Here is a 25,736-nt window from a genome sequence, read left to right as displayed (position 1 = left end):
AATAGTTATGCCAACTTTACATTGTTGATAAGTAATTGTGCGGAGAACCCTATTACATAAGCGAAAAAATATTTTTAAGCGTTGTATGAAATCAATACTTAACATCATATTCATTACTATTTATATATGTAAACGCTCTTTTATTCGTGCAAACACATAAAAACCGCCGATTATTCGGCGGTTTTGTCGTACTTGCTCAGTTTATATTGAAGCGTTTGACGAGGGATACCCAACATTTTTGCGGCTTGTAATATATTCCCTTCCGTTTCAATCAACGCTTGATCTATCAATTCTTTTTCTGTTTGATGAAGTGCTTCTCTAAGTGGCATTATACCCTTCTTCTTCGAAAACGTCTCTTTCCGAAATATACGTGGTAAACAATTGGCTGTTAATGTATTTCCTTCTGCAATAATAACAGCATGTTCAATCGTATGTTTTAACTCCCGGACATTTCCAGGCCACTGATAAGCTTGCAGTCTATCTTTCGCTTCCTCATCAATTTGAAGTACACCTTTTTTATAACTTTTATTATATTCTTTCAAAAAATAAGATGCTAATAATAGTACATCCTCAGTTCTTTCACGAAGCGGTGGGATATATAATGAAAATACGTTTAAGCGATAATATAAATCCGTGCGAATTTTATTCTCTCGTAAACATATTTCTGGAGGCTGGTTCATCGCGGTAATAACACGAACATCTACTTTTCTCGTCTTATTATCACCAATTCTTCTAATGACTCCATCTTCTAACACTCGTAACATTTTTGCCTGCAAATCAAGAGGCATTGAATTCAGTTCATCTAAAAATAATGTACCACCATCAACCAGTTCAAATAGCCCAGCTCTTTCAATCGCTCCTGTATAGCTTCCTTTTGTCGTTCCAAACAATAAACTTTCTAGTAGCGACTCTGGTAAAGCTGCACAGTTTTGTGCAATAAATGGCTTATTTTTTCTTTTAGAAGCTTCATGAATTGCTTGTACGAACAGTTCTTTTCCTGTTCCTGTTTCACCATATATTAAAACATTCGCGTCTGTTGGTGCTACTTTTTGTGCTAACTCTTTCGTCTGTTTAAACCGCGTATCATTTGTCACTATCGTCTCAAATGCAGCGTGCTTTTTAATCACTTTTTTTCTAGATGATCGCTTTATTTTCGACTGTAAATCAACAATTGTGTCAGTAAGTTTTTGAATTGTAGAGTAATCCTTTGCAATTTCAACAGCCCCAGCAATATTCCCATCTATAAAAATAGGTAATGTCGTATTTACTGTACAAACATCTTCACCATTTAAATTTTGATAATGCTGTACTTGATGTACGATAGGTTTTTTTGTATCTAGTACTTTCATCAATGTACTCGTTTCCCTTGATAAAGACGGGAACGCTTCTAACAGATGTTTCCCTAACACTTTTTCAATCTTCGATCCATCGTGTTTTGCAGCTACAGAATTATAAAATATTGTAATTCCATTCTCATCTACAGCGTGTATAGCCTCATCAATACTGCCCAAAATCGCTTCAATGACTTCTTGTGTCGAAACTGCTAGCAATGTCATCCCCCCTCTTGCCGAAAATTCAGCAATTATATGCCGAATTTTCGGCATACCTATGTGCGATTGTAAGCATGACGATTCCGTTCTATAATTTTGATCAATTTTATATTTTCATTAGATAACTCGAGACTCTAATTAGTACGGCTTTTCGAACACCCAGCTCCACCTAACTGTTTTGCTTTACAGCCAAATTTTGAGGCGAAATTTTTACTGCTTTCGAATAGCTAGATAGATTTTTCACCCATATATTCATATCTTCCAACTTATCGAAAATGTAACAATTATTCGCCAGTCTTCCTGTATACGTATAGCCTAACTGATGAAAGGCAGCATTCATTCCGAAAGAAAGCGATCGAGCAATTGTATAGGAGCAGAAAATAGATCTTTCTCGAAGCTCTTCCTCTAATTTAATTAGTAAACTTTTCATAAATCCATGTTTACGATATTCAGGTAAAGTAGCACAATTTGTTAATTCTGCATTCCCTTCCTTTATGTTCATTTCTGCAGATGCTGTACTAATAATTTTCCCCTCAAATTCATATACGTAGTAAATTGTATCGTCTTCTTTCATCGTCTGTAATACATAACTCGCTTCATTTAAAGGTGTCGGATACACTTCAAACACTTTTCCGAATACAATTGCTAATTCTTCTGCATCTTCTTCAGTCGCTTTTCTCAGCAAAAATTCCTCTGGAACTACTTTTTCTTTTATTTCTTTTGCTTTTACACCGCTTAATATAGTATCTTCCTCAGTCCAATACATACTATTTCGTCTTTCATCATTATTATATTTCACGAAAAAGTATGCATCGTGTCCTTGAAAATAATGAGGTATCGTTGCTTCCAACAAAAAACCGAAAGAGAGCCATGTTGAAACATGCTCTCCCTTTCCTTTAATAATGCATTTAGTGAAAGAATGTTTCTCTGCTAGTTCGTCAATTGTCTGTATAATACTTTCAACATTTCCTGTATAGTGATCTACCCGGATACGTTTATTAAAATAATCTAAAACGCCTTCTACTGTATAACAATTCGTCTGTTCTCTAAAAGATTCATAGTATTTCATTTTTTCACCTCACACCAATCTAGTAATGTACATGCAATAATTTTTGCGGCAGCTATCATTTTATCAACTTCTATATATTCGTTTGGATAGTGTGCTACTTTCGTCTCTCCTGGACCAAATACTATTGTTGGTACGTTTGCAATTTGTGTAAATAAACCTCCATCAGTCCCCCACGGAGATGCTTCAATAATTGGTTCGTTCCCTTCGATTTCAACAAAGTTGTGATGAAGTGTCGTAATGAGTTCATGATTCTCTTCTAGTTCACCAGGAACCCATCTCGCTCCAAACCATTCTACTTCTACTGGATTTTCAACAAACCAATTGTCCACATCATTTAATTCAGCAATCCAATTCTCAAACTCTTCTTTTGCCGCCTCTATAGTCTCATTCGGCGCAACACCGCATCTTCCTTCTAAAATTAATTCATCGGGAACAGAACTTGGCCAACTCCCTCCTTCAATTTTCCCAATGTTAATTGGAATCGGAATCGGAATTCCTTTAAATAACGGATCTGTAATTCGACTATTTCTTTTCTCCTCTAGCTTTCTTACATGTTCTATAACAAACATACTTTTTTCAATTGCACTAACCCCTTCATAGCGCGTTCCACCGTGTGCAGCTTTCCCTTTTACACGTAGACGAAACCACATGGAACCTTGTTGTTTCGGGAAAAACTTCATATTAGTAGGCTCTGGAATAATGACACCATCTGCCTTATATCCTCGTAATATAGTTGCTAATGTCCCAGCTCCGCCACTTTCCTCTTCTATTACACTTTGAAAATAGATGTCTCCTTTTAATTCAATGTTAGATTCAATAATCGCTTCCATCGCAAGCATAAGTGCGACATTTCCGCCTTTCATATCCGTCGTTCCACGGCCATATATACGATTTCCTATTTTCTCACCGCTATAAGGATGATGTTCCCACTGATTCACATCCCCTTCTGGAACTACATCAATATGCCCATTTAATATCATAGATTTCCCGTCGCCACTTCCTTTTAAAGTTGCTACAATATTTGGGCTATCTGAAAAACTTGTACGGGGTGATACAAAATAAGGATGATCTTTCATTTTAGAAAAAGAAGGCTCCCATATATCAAGGTCTAAACCTAATTCACGTAATTTTTCAATCACAATTGCCTGCGCTCCGCTTTCATCACCAGATACGCTCTTTTCTTGAATTAATCGTTTTAAAAATTTCACACTTTCCTCTTCATGGCTCTCAATATAATCACAAACTTGCTTTTTTAATTGCTCCATATATTACATCTCCCTTCATTCAATTACTAGTAAGTTAGAACTAATTTGAAAATCAGCTTCTGTATGTCGTTTTACATCTTCTACTGTGTATGGGCTCATTAATTCTAGTAATATAAGTCCACTCGGAGTTACCTCCATGACTGCCATATCAGTAATAATTAAATCTACACATTTCTTTGAAGTTAATGGCAATGTACACTCTGAAACAATTTTTGCATTTCCGTACTTATCAACATGATTCATCACAACAACGACCCGCTTCGCTTTTTGTGCTAAATCCATTGCTCCACCAATACCTGGAACACGTTTTCCAGGTACAATCCAGTTTGCTAAATCACCATTTTCACTTACTTGTAATGAACCAAGAATCGTTATGTCTAGCAAACCTTTTCGAATCATACCAAACGCTGTGCAACTATCGAAATAACTCGCTCCTGTTATAAGAGAAGTTGGTAAACCTGCTGCGTTACACAAATTTTCGTCTTCATTCCCTTTACTTGGCGTTGGTCCCATGCCGACGATTCCATTTTCCGCATGAAACATAACATTTATATCGTCAGGCAAATGATTTGGTACAAGCGATGGTATGCCAATACCTAAATTTACAATCATGCCATTTTGTATTTCTTTCGCCGCTCGCCTAGCAATCTTATCCCTCACTTCTACGCCCATACCCATTTCCAGTTCACTCCTTCCGACGGTACAATATAATTTACGAAAACACCTGGAACGACAATTTCCTCTGGATCTAAACTTCCAAGCGGAACTATTTCTTCTGCTTCTACAATTGTTATATCCCCAGCCATAGCTACGTGAGGATTCATATTTCGTGCACTTTTGTCAAATACAAGGTTACCAAACGGATCTGCCTTTTTCGCATATACAATTGAAACTTCAGCAGTTAACGCTGTTTCAACTAAGTAGGTCTTACCATCCATTTCAACTGTTCGTTTTCCCTCTTCCACAATCGTATCAACACCAACATCAACTAAAACACCACCAAGACCAACGCCACCAGCGCGAATGCGCTCTGCTAATGTTCCCTGCGGAGAAAACTCAATTTGTAATCTTCCCTCGTTTAGTTGCCTTCCTGCATTTGGATTGGAGCCAATGTGAGAAGTAATTAGTGATTTAACTCTTTCATTTGTAACAAGACGACCGATACCTACATCAGGAAATCCAGTGTCATTTCCAACCAAATTTAAATTTGTAATGCCTTTTTCTAAAATTGCCTGTATTAAAGATGGAGGGGATCCAATCCCTCCAAATCCCCCAAACATTAATGTCATATCATCATGGAACAAAGAAATTACTTCCTCAATTTCTTTTAATTTACCGAATGTATTTGTAATAGTTGTCATGCGATACTATGCCCTCCTTTTTGCATCATCTCTTCCACACTTTTAGAGAAAATTGAAAGTAATTCATCTAACTCGGAATATGTAGTTGTCATTGGCGGTGCTACAAGCAGTGCACTATCTTCTTTTCCTGCTTGCCCTGAAACGGCTTGGTATAAAAGTAGCCCATTTTTAGCTGCAACTGAAATAAGCTCTGACGCTTTTGTAAACGGTTGCAATTCTACTCCGATTAGCAACCCTTTTCCGCGCACATCAGCAATGATTGTCGATTGTTGCTGAACTTTCTGTAAGCCTTTTATTAAATACTCTCCCTTTTCTGCTGTTTTTTCAGGGAGATTATGTTTCTCCATATATTCAATAACAGCTAAAGCCGTTGCTGCAGACAAGGGATTTGCACTTAACGTATGACCGCTCATTACTGAACGTGATCCACGTAATATTGGTTCCATAACACGATCACTTACAACTGTCGCTGCCATCGGTGTATATCCCGCTCCTAACCCTTTACCAAGTGTCATAATATCCGGCTCTACACCCCAATGCTCCATCGCAAACCATGCTCCAGTACGACCAAGCCCAGTCATTACTTCATCCGCAATAAATAAAATATCGTAATGATTACAAATATCTTTAATGACTTTATAATAGTCCTTCGGCGGAACAACCGCGCCTCCAGCTGCTCCGATAATCGGCTCAGCAATAAAAGCAGCAATATGCTCTGCACCAATTCTTTCAATTGATCTTTCTAGTTCAGTCGCACATGCCAGCTGACAAGTTGGATATACCTTTTGAACAGGACATCTGAAACAATATGGAGCTGGTATAGTCGGATAGTCTTCCAAAATAGATACAAAACGTTGTCTACGTAGTGGGTGACCAGACATCGATAAAGCACCCATCGTAATGCCGTGATAACTCATCCATCTTGATAAAATTTTATGTTTCCCTTGAATACCTCGCTCTTGAAAATGCTGAATTGCAATTTTCATAGCTGTTTCATTCGCTTCCGTACCACTATTTACAAAAAAACTCCAGTTCAAATCTCCTACACTTAAATCACTTAACTTCTTCGCTAATTTTTCAGCTGGTTCACTCGTAAACTGTGATCTATAAACGAAAGCAATCTCCTCAGCTTGCTTTTTAATAACGTCTGCAATCTCCTTTACGCCATGCCCAATACCTGCCGTAATTGCTCCTGACGAACCATCAAAATATTTATTGCCATTTTGATCATACAAATAAACACCTTTTCCATGTGAAATCATTGGATACGGCTGACCAACAAGTGGTTTAATTAAGTAATCGCGCATAGCGCTCCCCCATTTCTCCAATTTGTATATATATATGAAGAAAATTGACGTTTCTTTCATAAAAAAGAATCCTCTGCAAAAGCAGTGAATTTATCAAAAAACTATTATAAAATATACAAATGAGTGCTTAAAAATATTTATAAAACAGAAAATTCAGAACTCTAAACGAAGACCAATCCTTTTCTATACGCCCAAATAACCCTCCCTTTTATATGAAATGACTACATCACCAAATGTTTTTATAGCATAATGTCAGCTGTCCTTAAATGCCGACATTCTGTACACTTCGACGGAACTCCCGTTAAACTCCTTCCTATTATCCTACTTTAAATTGCATATTTTAAAACAAATTTCGACACCCCACCTTACTAATCAATTCAAATTCCTATTTATTATGTAAACTTTTCATTTTTAAACTATAAAAAAAGAACCGATTAACCACACTAATCAGTTCGTCATGACGCTCTCTTATGGGTTAATACTGTCAATTGCTAAAATAAATAGAAAAATGAAGTTTACAAATTCATCCTACAGCTTATAACACAAAATCTTTTCATAACTTCATTCACAATTACTATCGGGATATCCCTATCCCGAAGTGGCACTCCTTTTCTCAGATTTAAATTATCTTTCCTTTATAATTTATGTAGGACAATTATCACTTTGTATGTGTATTTGCCTATAATTAAAAAAATCCCTAGTTTTCTAGCGATTTTTGGACATGTATTCTATATGTTAATTGAAATGCACTTACAATTTGGCATTTATTTTACTTTCATACAGTCATATGTACTGCTTTACTCTGCGAAATACTCATAAGCACCAGCACCTCTTTATGACAACATATTTGTTGTCAATTTTTAATTTCCCCTCTATAAAATCATTTTTTTCGCATAACCGCTTTCTTGCTTCGCATATAGTTTTAATGATGACAAAGGAGGAATGTTCATGTCTCAATCTGAAATCGAAAAATATGGACAAGAAGTTACACAATACGAACAGCTCGCACGTTACTATCAGTTTCGTAATCCTAAAAAATATATAGAATTATATATGAAATATTACGATGCACTATCAAAACTTGTACAGGCGTATGAAACAAGAGATTCACAAGAAGCTGCTTTACCTTCACATATAAGAATTTTTCATGCCAATCCAAATATACCGGCTGTTGACATTTTAGTAAACGGACAAAAAGTTATTAAAAATATTTCATTTAAGCAATTCAGCCCTTATTTATCATTAGTACAAGGTAAATACCGTATAGATATTGTTCCTGTCGGAAATGAAACTCCAATCTTTTCAGCGCTGGTACCAATAATGGGAAATCATACTTATACTCTTGCTGCAATAAATAGTGACAATCACCTACAATTACAACCTATACTTGATAATACACATTTACCAGCTGGTCAAGCCAAAATACGCTTTGCACATTTCTCTCCAGATACCCCTGTTGTAAATGTAGATTTAAAAGATGGGGATCATTTATTTGAAAATGTACTCTTTAAACAAATAACAGATTTTTTGCAAGTTAGCCCTGGTACAGCAGATATTGAAATTTCACTCGCAGATAATAAAAACGTTTTACTGACTATACCGAAATTCAATGTTGAACCAAATGTTATTTATACAATTTCAATAGTAGGTTATTCAACTAAAGATCCTAAATTAGAAGCCGTCATACTCACAAATTAAAACAGTCTACACCATTCATTTGGTGTAGACTGTTTATTTTTGAAATGCAATTTGAAATTCTGTCCAATCGTTATCTGATCGACACATAATGGACCCATTATGTTTTTCCACAATTTGTTTACATACAAATAATCCAATACCAGTTCCTAACTTTTTAGTAGTTACAAATGGTTCAAAAATCGTTTCTACATTTTCAGCTGGAATCATTGGTCCATTATTTTTTATCACAATTCGAATAGCTTGATCTTCTTCAAATACATCGATGATAATTTTTCGTTCTTCTTTCATTGATTCAAGAGCATCAATTGAATTCATTAATATGTTTAAAAATACTTGTCTCACTTCACTTCGATAACCAACAAGCGGAATTGGATACGGTAAGTTCTTTTCAATCAAAACATTCGCATTGACCAAACTCGGATATAAGAATTGTATAATGTCTTGAAACAAGTCATTAAGCCAAAACCGTTCCGATTCATTCCACATTTCTTTTTTCGATACGAGTAAAAATTGCGAAATACGAAAATTTAATTGGTCTAATTCATGCGAAATAATATCTAAATACGATAAACTCGGATGATCTGCCTTTAATAATTTGACAAACCCCATAATGGAAGTAAGCGGATTACGAAATTCATGTACAAAACTAGCTGACATTTGTCCTAAAATCGTCAGTCTTTCTTTATGTGTTTCGTTAATATATTGCTGTTTTTCCTCTAAATTCTTCGATATAATTTCCGAGTATTTTAAAACGGTATAATAAATTAATTTGTCAAAACAAGTATGTATTTTTGCCATAATTGGTTTCAATTCACGAGCACTAACATCTAATTCACACATCGCTTCGAAAAGTTCATTTCTTCCCACGTTTGCGTTATAAACAAAATCTCCAATATTCGCATCTGCTCCAGCACGTTCAATAGCAATTTTCTCGCATAACGGTTGAAGATAATTTATATCTTTATCTTCCATAGTAAGTTCGATAATTAACTCTAGTAAATCCTCTCCATTTTGAACTACTTCTAGTTTAAATGGATCTTTTTCGGAAATTATCATTTTGTTTTTCCAGTTCTCTACGAATTGGTGCCTATTGTTTTTCAAGTGTGAACAAAATATTTCTTTAATATCCTTATCGATTGGAAAAACCTCCATTCCCTCCATTTCCATACGACGAATACCCTTTATATTTTGAATATTAACACAAAAAATAAGATTCGTTAATAGATTTTTGTCACATTTTGTTAATTTCTGTTGATAAAATTATTTTTTTCTTTCTTATTTAACTAATTGTATGTAAATCCCCTTTTTCCTTCACATATTTTCATTATTTCCTTAGTCAAAACGACTTTTTTTTGCATCATTTTTAATTCTTGCGTACAATAGAAAATGAAAGGTGTGAAAAATATGGTAAATAAAAATGTGGAAGATTATCTCCAAGAAGGCATTTACGGCCAAAAGCAAAACAAACCAGAAGAACGTAATATGTATTTAACTACATTACGTGAGCGTGTGGAAATCGCTTTAACGATCGGTCAAGTAATGCAAAGTAATGTATACTCTGAAGTGGCGGGTAGCATGCGCTCTTCTCAATCATTACAACTCCTCCTAAATGGTGGCATTGCTTACCCACATTTATCAAAATACATTAAATTAGCAAACGAAAAAAATGTTCCTTTTACAATTGTTCAAAATAAAGATACAAAAACACCAATCGGTTTAGTATTAACTCATGCTACTGCTGTAGATAAAGAACAAATTTATGTAGAAGATACTATTTTCAAACAAGAAATGAAGTAAAAGTTACACTTAATTAAATAGTTACTAGAAGCGTAAAAAACGAGTATGGAATCGTAAACATTTCCTACTCGTTTTTTAGCGCAAGTTTTAAGTTTTTCTACTTTATTTTTTAATACATACTAATTTCATTTCTGTCATTTCTTCTATTGCATATTTAATTCCTTCGCGCCCCGTGCCACTTTCTTTCACGCCACCATAAGGCATATGATCTACTCTGAACGTTGGAATATCATTAATCATGACACCACCAACCTCTAGCTCATCAATTGCACGCATTGCTTTAAATAAATTATTTGTAAATACCCCTGCCTGTAAGCCGTAACGCGAATTATTTACTTGCTCAATCGCTTCATCAAATTCTTTAAATGTATTTACTGTCATGAGTGGACCGAATACTTCTTGGCACTGCACAGATACATGATCTGGAACATTTGTTAATACAGTCGGTTCAAAAATTCTTGCATCCTGCTTTTTACCACCGCATAAAACAGTTGCTCCTTCCTTAATTGCTTCTTGAACCCACATATCAATTCGCTCTACATCTTTTTTTGAAATTAAAGCTGATACATCCGTTTCCTCAAGCAGTGGATCACCAACAACAACTGATTCCATCGCTTTCTTTAGCTTCGAAAGAAATTCATGTATTTTCGTTTCATGTACAAAAACACGTTGTACGGAAATACAAACTTGCCCATTATTAACAAATGCTCCCCATTTTACACGTTCAATTATTTCATCTGTTAACTCTACATCTTCATCAATAATAACAGCAGCATTTGAGCCTAGTTCTAACGTAACTCGTTTTAGCCCAGCCTTTTGTTTTATTCCGATTCCAACTTTTGGACTTCCGGTAAAAGTAATAGAAGCAACATAATCATTTTTGACGATTGCCTCACCAACCGTGGAGCCAGGGCCAGAAATGATATTTAAAGCTCCATTTGGCAATCCTGCCTCTTTAAATAACTCAACTAATGCATAAGATGATAATGGCGTTTGATCAGCTGGCTTTAATACAACTGTATTTCCGGCAGCAATTGCTGGTCCAACTTTATGCGCTACTAAATTTAATGGGAAATTAAATGGTGTAATAGCCCCTATAACCCCAATTGGCTTTCGGATTGTATATGCAATACGCCCATTCGCACCAGGTGCGGCGTCTAATGGCAATGTTTCACCATATATACGCTTCGCTTCTTCAGCTGCAAATTTGTACGTTTGAACAGTACGATCTACTTCTCCCCTTGCAGCACGTATTGGTTTGGCAGCTTCTTTTGCAATAATCTCTGCAAATTCTTCTCTTCTTTCATCCATTTTTTGTGCAACTTTCTCTAAAATAGTCGCACGATCATATGCAGATAATTTATTCATTTTTGTCATTGCATTTTTTGCAGCAGTAACAGCCTCTTTTACATCTTCTTCCGTTCCTTGTGCAATTTCCGCTAATGTTTCTTCAGAATATGGTGCGTATAATGGTTTATACGTGTTTACAGTTTTCCAATCTCCATTTATATATAAATGCTTTTTCATACTTCTTCTCCTTCCAAATATATGTATACAACAATATTTCACCTACTGAAAGAACTGACTTATTTCATTGTATCATAGCCCCTATCCCTCAAAAAACATTATGCTCAAAAAAACTCTGCTATATAGCAGAGTTTACGAGCTAATTTGCTCTTGTAACGAAATTTGTTTTTCATCTTCTAAAATAACAATCGATTCTACTATCTTTGTAACTTCTAATCTTTTTATATATCGTCCATCTAATTCTTTCACACAAAACTTATAATTTTCAATTTCAATGGAATCTTCTTCAGCAATCTCTATATTCTTCGTTAAAATCCAACCACCGATTGTATCAACACCATCATCATCAATCCCTAAACCAAATAACGTATTCACTTCACTAACAAGTACTTTTCCCTCTAGTATCGTCTTCGTTTCACTAACCTTTTGAATTTCTGGCTGCTCATCCGTATCAAACTCATCCTGAATATCTCCAACAATTTCTTCCAGAATATCTTCAACAGTAACAAGTCCAGATGTTCCACCATATTCATCTATCAATATAGCAATATGTGTTCTTTCTTTTTGCATTTTTAAAAACAAATCATGAATTGGAATAGAATCGATAACTAAAATAATTGGTCTCATATATTGCTCTACTGTCTTCTTATTAGCAGCTTTATGTTGTACAAATTCAGTAAAAATATCTTTAAAATTCACAAAACCTATTACATGGTCTTTGTCGCCATCAACAACTGGATACCTTGTATATTTTTCACGAGACATTTTTTGCAAAGCTTCTTCAGCAGGCATCTCTTTACTTATAATATTCATTTCAGTTCGAGGTACCATTATTTCTTTTGCAATCCGATCATCAAATTCAAAAATTTTATTCACATATTTATATTCAGATTGATTAATCTCACCATTTTTATAACTTTCTGAAACTAACAACCGTAATTCTTCTTCTGAATGTACCTCATCATGCCCCTTCGGCGGTTTCAGCCCTAGCAGCTTCGTAATGATTCGAGCTGAACCATTTAATAGCCAAATGAATGGGAATGCAATACGATAAAAGAAAATTAACGGCTTAGAAACAAGTAAACTCACCTGTTCAGATTTTTGAATTGCAAATGTTTTTGGGGCCAATTCCCCTATTACAACATGTAAAAAAGTAATTAACAAAAACACTAAAATTACAGCAAAAATGTCTGCTAGTTGAGTAGAGATATTCCAATTTGCAAAAAGCGTATCAAACATTTGCTTTAACGCAGGTTTACCAAACCACCCAATTCCTAAAGCTGTAACAGTAATTCCCAGCTGACAAGCAGATAGATATTCGTCTAAGTTTGTAATGACTGTTTTGACCGATGTTGCACGATTATTTCCTTCTGCAATTAAATAGTCAATTCGTGAACTTCTCACTTTAACAATTGCAAATTCTGCTGCAACGAAAAATGCCGTTAAGGCAATTAAAACAATCACTATACTTATACTATATATGTCCAAATACTTTTCCTTACTTACATTGTAAGCAAGGAAGCCACCTCCTACTTAATTTTATTCAAGTGAAGTAAGCATTCTAATACTCTAACAAAATTCTACATTAGCAACCACCTTTTTATATATTATATGCATACATAAAAAAGATATTTATCATTATGATAATCTAATTCATTTACACTCGTCAAATTATTCTAAATGCTACGATAAGACATTTTTATTTAAACGAACTATTCTTCTTAACTCAATTTCGTGAAAAAACACTTTCTTTGCCGATTCCACACTTCTTTTGTCGCACTAGAAGGGAACTTACTTTATAGCTCGAAATCATTCAACAGGATATATATAGGAGGGATTATTTTGGAATATAAAACACCATTTATCGCAAAGAAATTAGGTGTTAGCCCAAAGGCTGTTGTTCGGATCGCGCAACAATTAAATCTTACGATAGAGAAAAACAAATATGGCCACTTTATTTTCACACAAGAGGATGTCGATCAAATGTTAGAACACCATCGATTTCAAATAGAGCAATCTCAAAATTCTCAATCTACTCAAAAAGCTTCCTCAGATGAGGTTGAGGAATTAAAAACTCAAGTTAATACAATTGTTCAAAACATATCATCGAATGATTTTGAGCAATTAACTAATCAATTAAACACTATTACGAGAAGACTTGATCGAATGGAAGAACAAATGCAAGATAAGGCAAATGATGTCGTCACGTACCAACTTTTACAACACCGTCGTGAAATGGAGGAAATGTTAGAGCGAATTCAAAAGTTAGAAGCTGCCCTAACGAAAGAAGAACCCATTTATATTACTCCTGATTCAAAACCAACATATGAACGAGAAAAGAAACCGAAGCGCCGCAAAATGATTTTTAGTATATTTGGATTATAATTTTTAGACCCTTATTAAAATAATAAGGGTCTTTTTTAATGAAGAGTTATATCCTATACAAATATTATTCTCTTTATTATACATATTCACTTCGCTTTATTTCGTTAACATAATATTTTTACTGTATTCTGCAATTAATGCCTGTGCATGAGCATTCCCTTGAATCACATCACGAAATTCTTTTAAAGAATACAAATGCGTAACCCCTTTTCGAGCATGAATTCTTACTGGTACACCTTGTAAAGTATCATGAAACTGAAATGGATTATCTATCGGTTCAATTGGAAAACCAAGTGTAAGTAAATACATATACATTCTTTTTGTTACTGCTGCAATGTACCATTCAGCTTTTGTTTCTAACGCATGTATAAATAAAATAGCTGTTAGCCTTTTGAAATGTCCTCTCCCACGAGACGTTTTCGAAATACTTAACTTGCCTATTTCATACACATTCTTCAAATCTTTTACTAAATCATTTTTAGAAAACGGATAGAAAAACTCAGAATTCGATTGCTCAGGTACCGTATACTTAATACATTCTACTGTACCAATAGGATGTTCATCTTCTATTAATAAAAATCGTGATGGATTTAAATTACGTTCTACGAACATTAAGTTTCTTTCTTCACAAAAATCTCCCCATAGTTGTTCGAACCCAAAATGTTCTTCCTTTGTTTGAACACGCTGGAACATATTTAACCGCCTTTCCCATCGCCGCTCTGTTTTTTGATAACGCTTTCACTATCTATCATATAAGAACAAATCTTCGTATGCAACTAAAAATATTTATGACTTATTATATTCTGCAAAATGAATTAGATTCCAATTTAATCGACTTTTATCCCGCGCTCACATTCCTTTTAATAACACATTTGTATCACTTTTCAAATCTAAATTACATTATGTTTCTTTCCATACAGCATATAATTCTTCTTAATCTAAAGAAATCCTTTATGAAAAAGGATTTCTTTTACTTCTTAATGCTTTTTAACCATTTTTCAAAAATTTGTACCATCCCATGTTTTCCAGCTAATTTCTCTTCCCCTTGTTTCGTCTTATATGGATATAACTGCAAGAAAACACCGCATCCAGACTCAATTTTTTTGCTATGCATATGGCTTCCTGGATATACACAAATGACTTCATAAATTGACCTTCGATAATAGACTCGCTTTCCATCCTGTTCTTCTACATACTTTATAGACCAGTACTTATACATTTGCTCAGTTGCTTTCGTATTTCCGACGTGCTGAAAAATATTGTACATTGGACTATACTTCACTTCAATAATAATAGAAGATTTATATACGTATTTCCCACCTTCTTTTACATAACAGTCTAAGCGAATATCTGGCTTCTTCGTATCCTCACCATTGTAAAAATTACTACCTTTACTTAATGCAATAAGAGGATGTGTTTCAATTAAGTCATTAAATGCGACATGCACCTTTATATCATCTCGTTCTAAAACTACTGTCGTTCCATCTTGTAATCCATCTACATAAAAATGTTCTTGTATTTGTTCACGAATGGAGTTTCTAGCCTCAAAACCAATTTGCTCTAAAATTGAAATAACGATAAAAAAAGCGTAATATTCATACACTAAAAACGTTGGCTTATAAACAAATAATAACGATGGAGATTGATCCGTATATTGCGGGAGTACTTCTAAATGATGTAGTAATTGTTGATGTGGTATCGGTAAATCATGTAAGTTCATATTACTTGTTTCAGTAACTTCCCTCCAAAACGAAGAGTGCATTAACATTTGAAAGTATTGTACATTTTCATGCACAATATGCGCCAATATTTTATATTCTTGTATTTTCATTGAGCTCTTTCGTAAATCGGCTTCTTTTAGTAAATGTATATTTTTATATTTTTGCTTCTCTCTATCGGTTACTGATCCATTACGCTCAATTGTTTGTATAATCGTTTTTACAGCTTGAAACTCTTCTGATTTTTTCTTTTTTTCTCTTTCTAAGATTTCAATTGTTTGACGTAAAAAGCTTTTAGCTTCAATTAAATAATGATAAAATTGCATCGCTTTATATTTAAGAAATGCATTTTCCTTACTATTTTTTTGTTCCATAAACTTACGATTATAATGTTTGGCATAAGGTTTTCGTTCTGCCACTATAGTTCCTTTTCTTGTTGGCTTTCGCTCTTTTCCTTCCCATTTATATTCATTTATAAATTTTGAGCTTGATTCTATTTTCTTAAAAATTGGCTTTATCATTTTCATTTTTTGGGGTAACTTTCTAAGTAACACTAAATAAGAAGAATCCTCAATATCGCTAAGTGCAGAGAAAGTCTTTTTATAGTAACCTCTATCCAAAATCAACTCATTTAAAATTGACTTCACATAGTCTTGAATCATTTCAAATTGATCATCAAAAAAATTTTTCGGTACGATTTGAAATGCGCCATAATACGTTGTATCTTCTATACGCACTTCAAAATGGTATAGACCACAGCGCCATGGATAAAAGAATTCTGTTTTCCCATGTTCATATATTAATACTCTTTGTTTTTTTTCATTTATTTCATATTGAGCCTCTTTTATATTTTTCTGTCCCTCATATACTTTATTCCATATAAAAGTAATATTCATTGGGATTTCATAATTGTACTGCAATCTTATTGGTTTTAATTCTTGTACTTTATAAATACATTGAACTAATGCTGTAGTAGATGTACAAAGACGATTTAATAAAATATAATCTCCTTTCCCCTCATTTCCAATGATTAGCTTTAATACAAAAGGGAGCGTTTCATTCGTATCAACGATTTTTGTTTCGTAACGCCCTTCATTTTGCATATCCATACAACTCCAGTTCTCTACGTTTTTCTCGTATATATGCTAAAGAGTGTTCAAATGTAGATACTCTGTTAGCAAGTGCAGATTGCAAAAGAGGTACTAAGGTCGCCCCCCTTTTTGCTTCTTCAGAAAGTAAAGGCCCAACCATCATTTCGGTCCCTCTGATTTTCGTCAATACACGCTGCTTTATTTGTAAATCAAACCCCTCTTCTCTACTGATCATATAGGTATGGTTATTTTGGAACGGTATGTTTTGCAAATAAGTCGCAATTGCATTTGCACATCGGAAAGAAATTCCCTTAGACGCGTCATGTGATGACAATACGACATGCAACTTATCTAATAGCTCTAATTCTTCTTCAGAAAATACTTCAATCATCGCTTTATTTCTCATCCAATTTATCCGAAATTCTCCCGCTGTTACTTTCAAAGGTGGATGTAATACGACTTTCCCCTGTTCCAGGCCCATCTCACAAAACGGAATTTTCTGTAACGTTATTAGGTTCGTTCGGTCTAATAATCGATCAGAGAGCTCTTTCGTTGTTTCATCAAAATTCACAGTACCTACAAATATAATATTTTCTCCAATTTCAATTGTTGATGGAATTGAACTCTCTATGTCCTGTACACCCTCATACAAGTTTAAAATACGATTTTTTGTTTCAAGTTCAAGAACAGATAGAAACGGAGTAAACCAATGCTCAATATGAGACATGTTCATTTCATCAAAAACGATTATATACAGTTGATTTGGATTTTCTTTCGCCTTCATTAACGTCCTAACTAACTTCGTTTCACTTTCAATAAAAGTACCATTTGGATGAAGGTAACCAAGTAAATCATGTGGTTCTTGATACGATGGCGAAATTGGAATCCAAACCAACTCTTCCCCATACTGTAACCCTAATGCTTCTGCATAAGTTTGCACAAAACGCGATTTCCCAACACCCGGTATACCACCAAGAATCGTTAACATATTTGTTTTTACACTTATATGGAAATTATAAATATCCGTTTCATCCAAATATAACCCTTTATTATGCACCATACTTTGTACATACTGTAAAAAAGACGATTCACGCTCATCCCATTCCCATTCATCTTTTTGCACTTTTATATCCTCTACTTCAACTAGCTTACCTTCTTCATGCATTCGTTTTTGTAAGTGCTCATACACATGATCACTTACAAAATATAATTGATCTTCTACCGCTATTTCTACATACTTCGTCCAGTCACTGCAGTTTATATATTTACATTCACGTTTCTGTTCAAAATAGGCAATTGAGCTAATTGATGACTTTAAAGATATGTTTCCATACAGTCTTCCATCGTGCCACAATAATTCGGGAGACTCAAAGTCTTTCGGAAATTTTGGCATAAGAAATGATAAATAACCGTTGCTAAGTTTTCGTTCTAAAGATTCTCTTTTTTTATTATTTGTAACTTTAGGTGCCGGAATCATTTTATAGCTACTTGCTATTTCTTTCGGTTCTTCTGTACATATTAACTCCACGTATACATTTCCTCTTTCATAATAAAGACGAAACATTACTAATTGCTTTTCTAATTTCCTCTTCTTTAATTCCGAAAAGATTTTTTCATTCTTTTTATTGCTACATAACCCTTCAAATACATATAGTTCATTTGCAAATTGTTCCTGTAAAGTGAATGGTATTGGCGATAAGCATTGTACAAAGAAATTTTCTCCACTCTTCTCTTTCTCAGCTTTTGTAAATTTCCCTAAAAATCTCATATAGTACATTCGTTTTATAAAACTTGGTTGAAGAGCTTTATGTAATTTCACCATAGTCACCTTCTTTTTTCATACTATTCTTAGTGTATGAAAGAAACGAAAAACTAGAAATAAAAAACCTGACATTATCCGCCAGGTTCAAAATGAAAACTTATATTAATGAGAAGGAAATGCTTTTTTCTCTTGTAAAATTGCATTATGAGCAATTTTCATTTTCGCAAGTACGTAACGTAATCGATCTTCAGCGTTTTCATCTTTACTTGTTTGTAATTCCGCCAAATTTTCAACAGAACTTGCTAAATTTTCAATGACTCCTCTCAGTTCAGGATGATGATTAAAAAAAGATTCTTGCACTAATACTTTCCTTAACTCACTAGCTAAATCAATTATTCTAGACAACTGTTCTTTTTCTTCCATTCTCATCCCTCCTGAATATCTTATGTAGTAAATATTCTCTAAACGAAGAAAAAAGCCCTTTAAATGAAAAGGACTTTTTACATTTTTATATTTCCAGTTAATAACATATACAGTGATGTGATAGCCGCAATAATAATTGCCCACATCACATATTTCTCTGCACCTGCAAAGCAACGGTTCCCTTGTTCTTTTCTTGCAAACGTGTAAACAATAATTCCAATTCCATACACAATTGAAACGAGTAGTAAATTCTTTAAACCAGCTGCATAAAGAAGCCATACAGAGTAAATAGAAGCAATTAAAGCTAACGCTCCGTTTTTGAATTTAGCGTCCCTTAGCTCGTTTGTAATGACTAATTTAAATTGGAATAACGCTGATAATAAATATGGTAATAAAATTGATGTTGATGCAATGAAATACATAATTTGATATGTTGATTCCGAAAACAAAACGATGATAAATATAATTTGGGCAACACCATTTGAAATCCATAATGCCATGTGTGGTGTTTGCTTTTTATTTGTTTTCGTAAAGACTTTCGGAAATACGCCATCTTTTCCTGCTACATGAGAAATTTCAGAAACAAGTAAAAACCAGCCAATTAATGTACCGACAAGTGAAGCAACTAATCCGATGTTAATCGCAACTGCACCCCATGGACCAACAACGTGCTCTAATACATGTCCCATTGACGGAGTTTCTAACACAGAAAGTTCGCCTCTTGTCATAGCTCCCATTGACAGGACAGAAATTAAAATATAAATGGACATTACTAAAATAAGTCCCAATACTGTTGCCTTACCAACATCTCGACTATTCTTCGCTCTTCCAGATAATACAACCGCTCCTTCAACTCCAATGAAAACCCAAAGTGTTACAAGCATTGTATTTTTCACTTGACCAAGTATAGCGGAAAGTGAGATCGTTCCTTCTCCCCAAAAATCATGTGTAAATGTGTCCCAGCGAAAGGCTGTTACCATTACAACAATAAATAAAACGATTGGAACTAACTTCCCTATTGTTGCGATAACATTCATAATAGAAGCTTCACGGATCCCAAATAAAATTAGAAAATGAAGTGTCCATAATAAAAGTGATGCCCCAACGATAGACGCAACATTATTTCCTCCCTTGAAAATTGGAAAGAAATAACCTAATGTACTAAACAGTAACATAATTGTTGCGACATTACCTAAGATTCCTGCTAGCCAATATCCCCAAGCACTATTAAATCCAATATATTCACCAAAACCAGCACGTGCATAACTATAAATTCCACCTTCAAGTTCCGGTTTTTGTCTTGCTAACGTTTGATATACGAGCGCAAGGGGAATCATTCCCATCGCTGTAATACACCAGCCAATTATTATTGCACCACTGTTTGCTCCTACTGCTAAATCATGCGGTAAACTAAAAACACCGCCACCAACCATTGTTCCAACTACTAATGCGATTAATGGAAAAAATCCTAACTTCTTTTCTATTTGTACCACCCCATCTGTCATTCTAGGTGTTATGTTCGTTCAACTATTAAAGTCACCTTTTTCTCTAATAGACGTTTCTCTTATATTTTTTCAGGAAAACATTACTTATTCTAAAAGAAAATGAGCAAAAATGGAATACTTTTTTGAAAAAATGTATAAGTATGCACAAAAAAACCGCTCATTTTGTAATGAACGGTCATTTCAAACATATAAATTTGTATATTCCTTGTAAATTTAACGAAGTAAATTCTCTTTTTGTAAAAATTGTTTTGCGACTTCTTCACTACTTTTACCATTTACGTTAACTTCATAATTCATTTTTCGCATTTCTTCATCTGTAATCTTTCCAGATAATTTATTTAATACCTTTTCAAGTTCAGGATATTTCTGTAACGTTTCTTTTCTTAATAATGGTGCTCCTTGATAAGGTGGGAATAGCCCTTTATCATCTTTTAGCACTTTCAGTCCGTATTGCTCCAATTCACTATCTGTTGAATATGCATCAATTACGTTAACATCTCCAGATTCAATTGCGCTATAACGCAGCTTCGGCTCCATCGTTTTAACATTCGAGAACTTATAGTTATATAATTTTTGCATTCCTTTATAACCATCTTCACGATCAGCAAATTCCAATGTAAATCCTACTTTGGCTTCCTGCGCAACATTCCCTAAATCAGAAATTGTATTTATATTCTTTTGATCTGCTATTTTTTTCGGCATGGCTAGTGCATATGTATTGTTATACTCCATTGGCTTCAACATAATCATATTATATTTCTTTTCCATTCCAACGCGAGCCTGCTCATATACTTCATCACGATTTGTACTCTTTGGTTCTTCTTTCACGAAAGTAGATAAAGCTGTTCCTGAAAATTCTGGGTATATATCTACTTCCCCTGATTTCAACGCTTCAAATACAAATGCTGTTTTCCCAAGACCTGGTTTTAATTGTACGTGTAAATCTGTATCTTGTTCAATAAGCTGCTTATACATTTGAATTAAAATTTCAGGTTCTGATCCAAGTTTGCCCGCAATAACAATATCTTTCTTTTCTGTACTCCAAAGAAATGGAGAAGCAATCATTATACAAACAATACATATCATCAATATAACACGCTTAGAAGAGCGTTTCGGTCGTTCAAGTATGCGAAGTACTATATCAAAGAATAAAGCGAGTAACGCGGCTGGTACGGCCCCTAAAATGATAAGTGCATGATCATTTCGATCTATACCTAATAATATAAGCTTACCGAGCCCACCAGCACCAATGAGAGCTGCTAATGTAGCCGTTCCAACAATTAATACCATTGCTGTACGAATACCGGCCATAATAATTGGCAATGCAAGAGGAAGTTCTACCTTCCACAATCTTCTCCAACTATTCATCCCCATAGCTTTCGCGGCTTCTATTAGAGATTCATCTAATTCCCTTATTCCTGTATATGTATTTCGTAAAATAGGTAATAGTGCATACACAACTAATGCGATAATCGCTGGAAGTTTTCCGATTCCTACTAACGGAATTAAGAGTCCAAGCAATGCAAGTGATGGCACTGTCTGCATTACTGCAGAAGTTCCTATTATAAATTCAGCCATTCGTTCTTTTCTTGTTAATAAGATGCCAAGTGGCACTGCTATAATTACTGCAAAAAATAATGAAATAAGCGATATTTGTAAATGCTCACTTAATGCAGTTAGTAATTCTATTTTTCGTTCTTGGAACGTTTGTATAAAATTAGTCACTGTTTAGCCTCTTTCCTTCATTTGTTCAACAATGTAATTGACAATATGACGACTTGTTAACGCTCCAATATATTGACCGTTTTCTTCAACTGGAACGACCTCTTCATCACGCACACGAACTAGTGCTTCTTGTAAGGAAGAATGTAATGATAGCGCCTGCCCTTCTAATTGCACACTTTGATCAAGTGGCAATACATCTGCTACACTTTTCCCCTCATACCAAGTTCGCCCATGATTTCCAATGAACTCCTCTACAAATTCATTTTTCGGATTATGTATAATTCCTTCTGGTGTATCTAGTTGAACAACTTTTCCTTCTTTCATAATACAAATGCGATCTCCAAGTGATAATGCTTCTTGCATATCATGTGTTACGAACACGATTGTTTTTTGAATCTTTTTTTGCAACTGTACAATATCCTTCTGAAGCTGTTCCCTACTTAATGGATCTAACGCACTAAATGGTTCATCCATAAGAACGATTTTCGGGTTTGCGGCTAATGCTCGCACGACACCGACACGTTGTTTTTGTCCTCCTGACAATTCATCAGGCATACGATCTCGATATATATCCGGATCTAATCCAACCATATGTAACAAGTCATCGACGCGTGCTTTTATTTCCTTTTTGCTCCATTGCCTCATTTCAGGAACAACTGCAATATTTTCAGCGATTGTCATATGAGGAAACAAAGCAATCTGTTGCAACACGTATCCTATATCCCAACGTAATTCGTTTATATTATATTGTTGAATATCTTTTCCATCGATTAAAATCGATCCTTCAGTCGTTTCGATTAAACGATTAATCATCTTCATTGTCGTTGTTTTCCCGCAACCACTCGGACCGATAAGAACAAAAAATTCTCCCTTTTTAATTTCTAAATGCAATGAATCCACTGCTTTCGTGCCATCTTCATACGATTTTGACACATGATTAAATTGAATCACAAATACAACTCCTTTACTGTTGTTTCCTTTATTTTGATGGAATATGGCATTCATTTCAAATGATACGCTTTTAAATTAAAAAAGAGCTCACATTTGAGCTCTAACGGTCGAACAATATTGTTTTCATAATAGCAGCATATTCGCGAACATACATTTTTCTCTTAGAACGAATTGGTGTTTCAGCAGCTAGTGCCTCCATCTTCATGCCTAAACGCTTTGCAATTATTTTCGTTCGATATAAATGATACGTATTACTTACAACTACTGCATGTTTCACATTATATAAATCCATACTAAACTTTAAGTTTTCATACGTATTTGTAGATTGATCTTCTATTAAAATACGACTCTCATCTATACCGTGTACCATTAAATAGTTTCTCATGCTGTGAGCTTCCGGTATATCTTCATCTTCTCCTTGACCACCTGAAACAATTACTTTCGATTCAGGATGGGAAAATAAATACTCCAACGCTACATCCAAACGATTTTGAAGAGATAAAGACGGTCTATCTCCAAATAACTTTGCACCCAGTATAAGAACGTACGGAGAGTGATAGCTCAACTTTTCACGAGCAACTTTGTTCATTCTAAACGTCATATAAATGATATATAGTGGCGGTAATAATAAAATTATAAGAAAGATCCATTTGTTCATAAATAAGTTTGCACTCCCTTTCTTTTTATTATATAAAAAAAGAAAGGGAGGCAGAAGTGTTTTTTTAAACGATTGATTTATTAGAAACATTCGCCGCTACTTTACGTTGTGATAGTACATAATAAATAGCTATTCCTAATGAGAAGATCAATATGCAGCTTAATACGTAAAATGGAAGCATTACTCCGGCTTTAGATACACCCGCTGTAAACAACATTAATAATACAATTCGTATTCCAGTACCAATTAGGCGAAATAAGCTGTCTACACGTCCCATTACTTCATTTGGAATTTCCTCCATCATCAATACATTTCTCGCCACTCTTGTACCCGCATTTCCAATTGCATGAAAAATCGCTAGTCCATATAAAAACAATACAGAAGGTTCAATACTCATTGCAGTAATTGAAATTACATAAATGAACATCGTCATAACGATTGAAACTTCTGTTTTGATATATTTCATTATGAGTGGAATACAGATCCCTGCAACAACCGCTCCGACACCGTACATCGTGCCCTCTATTGCGTATACAGAGGCATTGGCTTTTAGTATATCCGAAATATACACTGGTATTAAATAATTTGCCATCATGACACCTATAAACGGCATATAAGTGGCCAGTAAGAACCAAAAGAGCTTAGGACATTTTTTCATAAAGTGAATTCCTTCAAACAATTGCTTCTTAAATGTTATTTTTCTTTTCACTTCTTTTTTCTTTACGTACGGTATACATAAGAAAAGAAAAAATGCTCCAGCAAAAGTTAACATGTCTACTAACAAAATCCACTTCAAAGATACAATTTCAATTAAGAAGCTCGCGGCCGCTCCAGAAATAACTTGTGTTAACTGTCCTTGTATTTCCATCGTTCCACTTAAACTTTTATAATGTTCTGCTTGAAATATCTCTTGGTTGAACGCAAATATTGTAGGATAAAATAATAAATAGTAGAATGATCCGGCTATATAAATAAGAATATAGTGAATAGAATGATAAGGTTGCCCAGCAAATCCCCATATAACCATTATTCCGATTACGGCTATTCCGATTCCTTCGTTACATAGCAATAAAGATTTTCTTGAAAAACGATCAATACTTTGCCCAATGAATGGTGTTAATAAAAACATAATGAGGGTTGCAATGATAGAAACATAACCAAATGTTGTCTCTCCTCCACTCTCTTTAATTAACAGCCAAGGAATCGTTATCATAACAATCCCGGAACCAATAGCAGATAGACTATTGGCTCCTAGAATGTAATACAAGCGAGAATCATGATAAAGTGAGGACATATCACTCCACTCCTAGTTGTTTTTTCACCTCTTTATATACGCTCATATATGCTTTCAATTCTTTAACTACATCATGAATTAATGGTTTTGCATCTTCCCCAAGTTCACCATCTTGCACATGTAATCCATCAAGCACAACTTGTTTTGGAATTGCATTTGCATAAACACCTCTAGCGACCGTTCGCATGCTGTTTAATGCATTTATTCCACCTTTACCGCCACCAGCAACCGCTAACAACGCAACTGGTTTATGAATAAATTCACTACTACTTAAGTAATCTAAAGAGTTTTTCAGCGCACCGCTCATCGCATTATGATATTCTGGTGTACATAATACAACCCCATCCGCAGCTTTCACTAACGTTTTTAATTTTTTTACTGCCTCTAAATCACGTTGTGACTCTTCTCCATTGTATAAAGGTAAATCCTCAATTGCTAAATCATATAATTCCCCTTCAAATTGATCCGCAATATATTTCGCCACCACGCGAGTTCTACCAAATTTTCTTGGTGTACCGTTAATAACGACTAGTTTCATGATTATTTCTCCCCTTTGTTTTCAAGTTCTACTTATATATTATCAGAAATTTCTATACAAAACACAATATAAAGAGTTAACTTGCTTCATAAAATAGTATGATAAACAAAAA

The 25,736-nt window shown here is 34.4% G+C and carries 22 protein-coding genes; 3 read left to right on the top strand and 19 right to left on the bottom strand.

Annotated features, from left to right (window positions below; genetic code table 11):
• Positions 1 to 170 precede the first annotated feature (170 nt).
• The 6 genes from rocR to BAQ53_RS10685 all read right to left on the bottom strand — a co-directional run bounded on the left by rocR (position 171) and on the right by BAQ53_RS10685 (position 6,552).
• Positions 171 to 1,556: an arginine utilization transcriptional regulator RocR gene (gene rocR / locus BAQ53_RS10710; RefSeq protein ID WP_080029637.1), complete on the bottom strand. Its 1,386-nt coding sequence runs from the start codon at positions 1,554 to 1,556 to the stop codon at positions 171 to 173.
• Between the two features lie 163 nt (positions 1,557 to 1,719).
• The gene (ablB, locus tag BAQ53_RS10705; RefSeq protein ID WP_000878604.1) at positions 1,720 to 2,619 is read right to left on the bottom strand and encodes a putative beta-lysine N-acetyltransferase; all 900 of its coding nucleotides are present in this window, start codon (positions 2,617 to 2,619) and stop codon (positions 1,720 to 1,722) included.
• Complete coding sequence (locus tag BAQ53_RS10700; RefSeq protein ID WP_000436690.1) at positions 2,616 to 3,884, bottom strand: peptidase; 1,269 nt, start codon at positions 3,882 to 3,884, stop codon at positions 2,616 to 2,618. The genes ablB and BAQ53_RS10700 overlap by 4 nt, the downstream gene beginning before the upstream one ends.
• Positions 3,885 to 3,899: 15 nt before the next feature.
• Positions 3,900 to 4,562: a CoA transferase subunit B gene (locus BAQ53_RS10695; protein ID WP_000525274.1), complete on the bottom strand. Its 663-nt coding sequence runs from the start codon at positions 4,560 to 4,562 to the stop codon at positions 3,900 to 3,902.
• Positions 4,547 to 5,245: an acetate CoA-transferase subunit alpha gene (atoD, locus tag BAQ53_RS10690; protein WP_000208101.1), complete on the bottom strand. Its 699-nt coding sequence runs from the start codon at positions 5,243 to 5,245 to the stop codon at positions 4,547 to 4,549. The genes BAQ53_RS10695 and atoD overlap by 16 nt, the downstream gene beginning before the upstream one ends.
• Positions 5,242 to 6,552 (bottom strand): aspartate aminotransferase family protein, encoded by a 1,311-nt coding sequence (locus tag BAQ53_RS10685; RefSeq protein WP_001205879.1) that lies wholly within the window; start codon positions 6,550 to 6,552, stop codon positions 5,242 to 5,244. Before BAQ53_RS10685 ends, atoD begins: the two co-directional genes overlap by 4 nt.
• Before the next feature lie 948 nt (positions 6,553 to 7,500).
• Here BAQ53_RS10685 and BAQ53_RS10680 point away from each other — a divergent pair.
• On the top strand, positions 7,501 to 8,250 hold the full coding sequence (locus tag BAQ53_RS10680) for a DUF4397 domain-containing protein (RefSeq protein ID WP_000083286.1): 750 nt from the start codon (positions 7,501 to 7,503) through the stop codon (positions 8,248 to 8,250).
• Between the two features lie 33 nt (positions 8,251 to 8,283).
• Here BAQ53_RS10680 and BAQ53_RS10675 read toward each other — a convergent pair whose 3' ends face one another.
• On the bottom strand, positions 8,284 to 9,417 hold the full coding sequence (locus BAQ53_RS10675) for a BA2291 family sporulation histidine kinase (protein ID WP_000425086.1): 1,134 nt from the start codon (positions 9,415 to 9,417) through the stop codon (positions 8,284 to 8,286).
• Positions 9,418 to 9,654: 237 nt separating this feature from the next.
• Between BAQ53_RS10675 and BAQ53_RS10670 the strand changes: the two genes are divergently transcribed.
• A complete protein-coding gene (locus tag BAQ53_RS10670) occupies positions 9,655 to 10,047 on the top strand; it encodes a YueI family protein (RefSeq protein ID WP_000247560.1) in 393 nt (130 codons plus the stop codon).
• A 102-nt stretch (positions 10,048 to 10,149) separates the two neighbouring features.
• Here the strand turns inward: BAQ53_RS10670 and BAQ53_RS10665 are convergent, their stop codons facing one another.
• Positions 10,150 to 11,574: an aldehyde dehydrogenase family protein gene (locus BAQ53_RS10665; protein WP_000716477.1), complete on the bottom strand. Its 1,425-nt coding sequence runs from the start codon at positions 11,572 to 11,574 to the stop codon at positions 10,150 to 10,152.
• Between the two features lie 132 nt (positions 11,575 to 11,706).
• The gene (locus BAQ53_RS10660) at positions 11,707 to 13,062 is read right to left on the bottom strand and encodes a hemolysin family protein (protein WP_000356249.1); all 1,356 of its coding nucleotides are present in this window, start codon (positions 13,060 to 13,062) and stop codon (positions 11,707 to 11,709) included.
• Positions 13,063 to 13,416: 354 nt separating this feature from the next.
• Here BAQ53_RS10660 and racA point away from each other — a divergent pair, with 354 nt between their 5' ends.
• Positions 13,417 to 13,959: a chromosome-anchoring protein RacA gene (gene racA / locus BAQ53_RS10655; RefSeq protein WP_000456019.1), complete on the top strand. Its 543-nt coding sequence runs from the start codon at positions 13,417 to 13,419 to the stop codon at positions 13,957 to 13,959.
• A gap of 96 nt (positions 13,960 to 14,055) precedes the next feature.
• Here racA and BAQ53_RS10650 read toward each other — a convergent pair whose 3' ends face one another.
• The 10 genes from BAQ53_RS10650 to BAQ53_RS10605 all read right to left on the bottom strand — a co-directional run bounded on the left by BAQ53_RS10650 (position 14,056) and on the right by BAQ53_RS10605 (position 25,624).
• On the bottom strand, positions 14,056 to 14,652 hold the full coding sequence (locus BAQ53_RS10650) for a hypothetical protein (RefSeq protein WP_000487795.1): 597 nt from the start codon (positions 14,650 to 14,652) through the stop codon (positions 14,056 to 14,058).
• A 277-nt stretch (positions 14,653 to 14,929) separates the two neighbouring features.
• Positions 14,930 to 16,780 (bottom strand): hypothetical protein, encoded by a 1,851-nt coding sequence (locus BAQ53_RS10645; protein WP_001178723.1) that lies wholly within the window; start codon positions 16,778 to 16,780, stop codon positions 14,930 to 14,932.
• Entirely contained in the window at positions 16,770 to 18,587 is a 1,818-nt protein-coding gene (locus tag BAQ53_RS10640) for a DUF8727 domain-containing protein (protein WP_033690264.1), read from the bottom strand. Before BAQ53_RS10640 ends, BAQ53_RS10645 begins: the two co-directional genes overlap by 11 nt.
• Positions 18,588 to 18,692: 105 nt before the next feature.
• Entirely contained in the window at positions 18,693 to 18,953 is a 261-nt protein-coding gene (locus BAQ53_RS10635) for a hypothetical protein (RefSeq protein ID WP_000391449.1), read from the bottom strand.
• A gap of 77 nt (positions 18,954 to 19,030) precedes the next feature.
• Entirely contained in the window at positions 19,031 to 20,458 is a 1,428-nt protein-coding gene (locus BAQ53_RS10630; protein WP_000129445.1) for a basic amino acid/polyamine antiporter, read from the bottom strand.
• A 213-nt stretch (positions 20,459 to 20,671) separates the two neighbouring features.
• Complete coding sequence (locus BAQ53_RS10625; protein WP_000181011.1) at positions 20,672 to 22,183, bottom strand: ABC transporter permease/substrate-binding protein; 1,512 nt, start codon at positions 22,181 to 22,183, stop codon at positions 20,672 to 20,674.
• Positions 22,184 to 22,186: 3 nt separating this feature from the next.
• Positions 22,187 to 23,134, bottom strand: a complete 948-nt coding sequence (locus tag BAQ53_RS10620) for an ABC transporter ATP-binding protein (protein WP_000614074.1) — start codon at positions 23,132 to 23,134, stop codon at positions 22,187 to 22,189.
• 100 nt (positions 23,135 to 23,234) lie between these two features.
• Positions 23,235 to 23,792, bottom strand: coding sequence for a YdcF family protein (locus BAQ53_RS10615; protein ID WP_001045714.1), 558 nt, complete (start codon positions 23,790 to 23,792; stop codon positions 23,235 to 23,237).
• Between the two features lie 64 nt (positions 23,793 to 23,856).
• Complete coding sequence (locus BAQ53_RS10610; RefSeq protein ID WP_000097158.1) at positions 23,857 to 25,086, bottom strand: MFS transporter; 1,230 nt, start codon at positions 25,084 to 25,086, stop codon at positions 23,857 to 23,859.
• Position 25,087: 1 nt separating this feature from the next.
• Entirely contained in the window at positions 25,088 to 25,624 is a 537-nt protein-coding gene (locus BAQ53_RS10605) for an NADPH-dependent FMN reductase (protein ID WP_000780352.1), read from the bottom strand.
• Positions 25,625 to 25,736 lie beyond the last annotated feature (112 nt).

This window comes from Bacillus sp. B25(2016b) (assembly GCF_001679765.1).
Taxonomy (GTDB): domain Bacteria; phylum Bacillota; class Bacilli; order Bacillales; family Bacillaceae_G; genus Bacillus_A; species Bacillus_A thuringiensis_K.
Note: the sequence above shows the minus strand (reverse complement) of the source record. Positions and strands in the feature narration are given on the sequence as shown.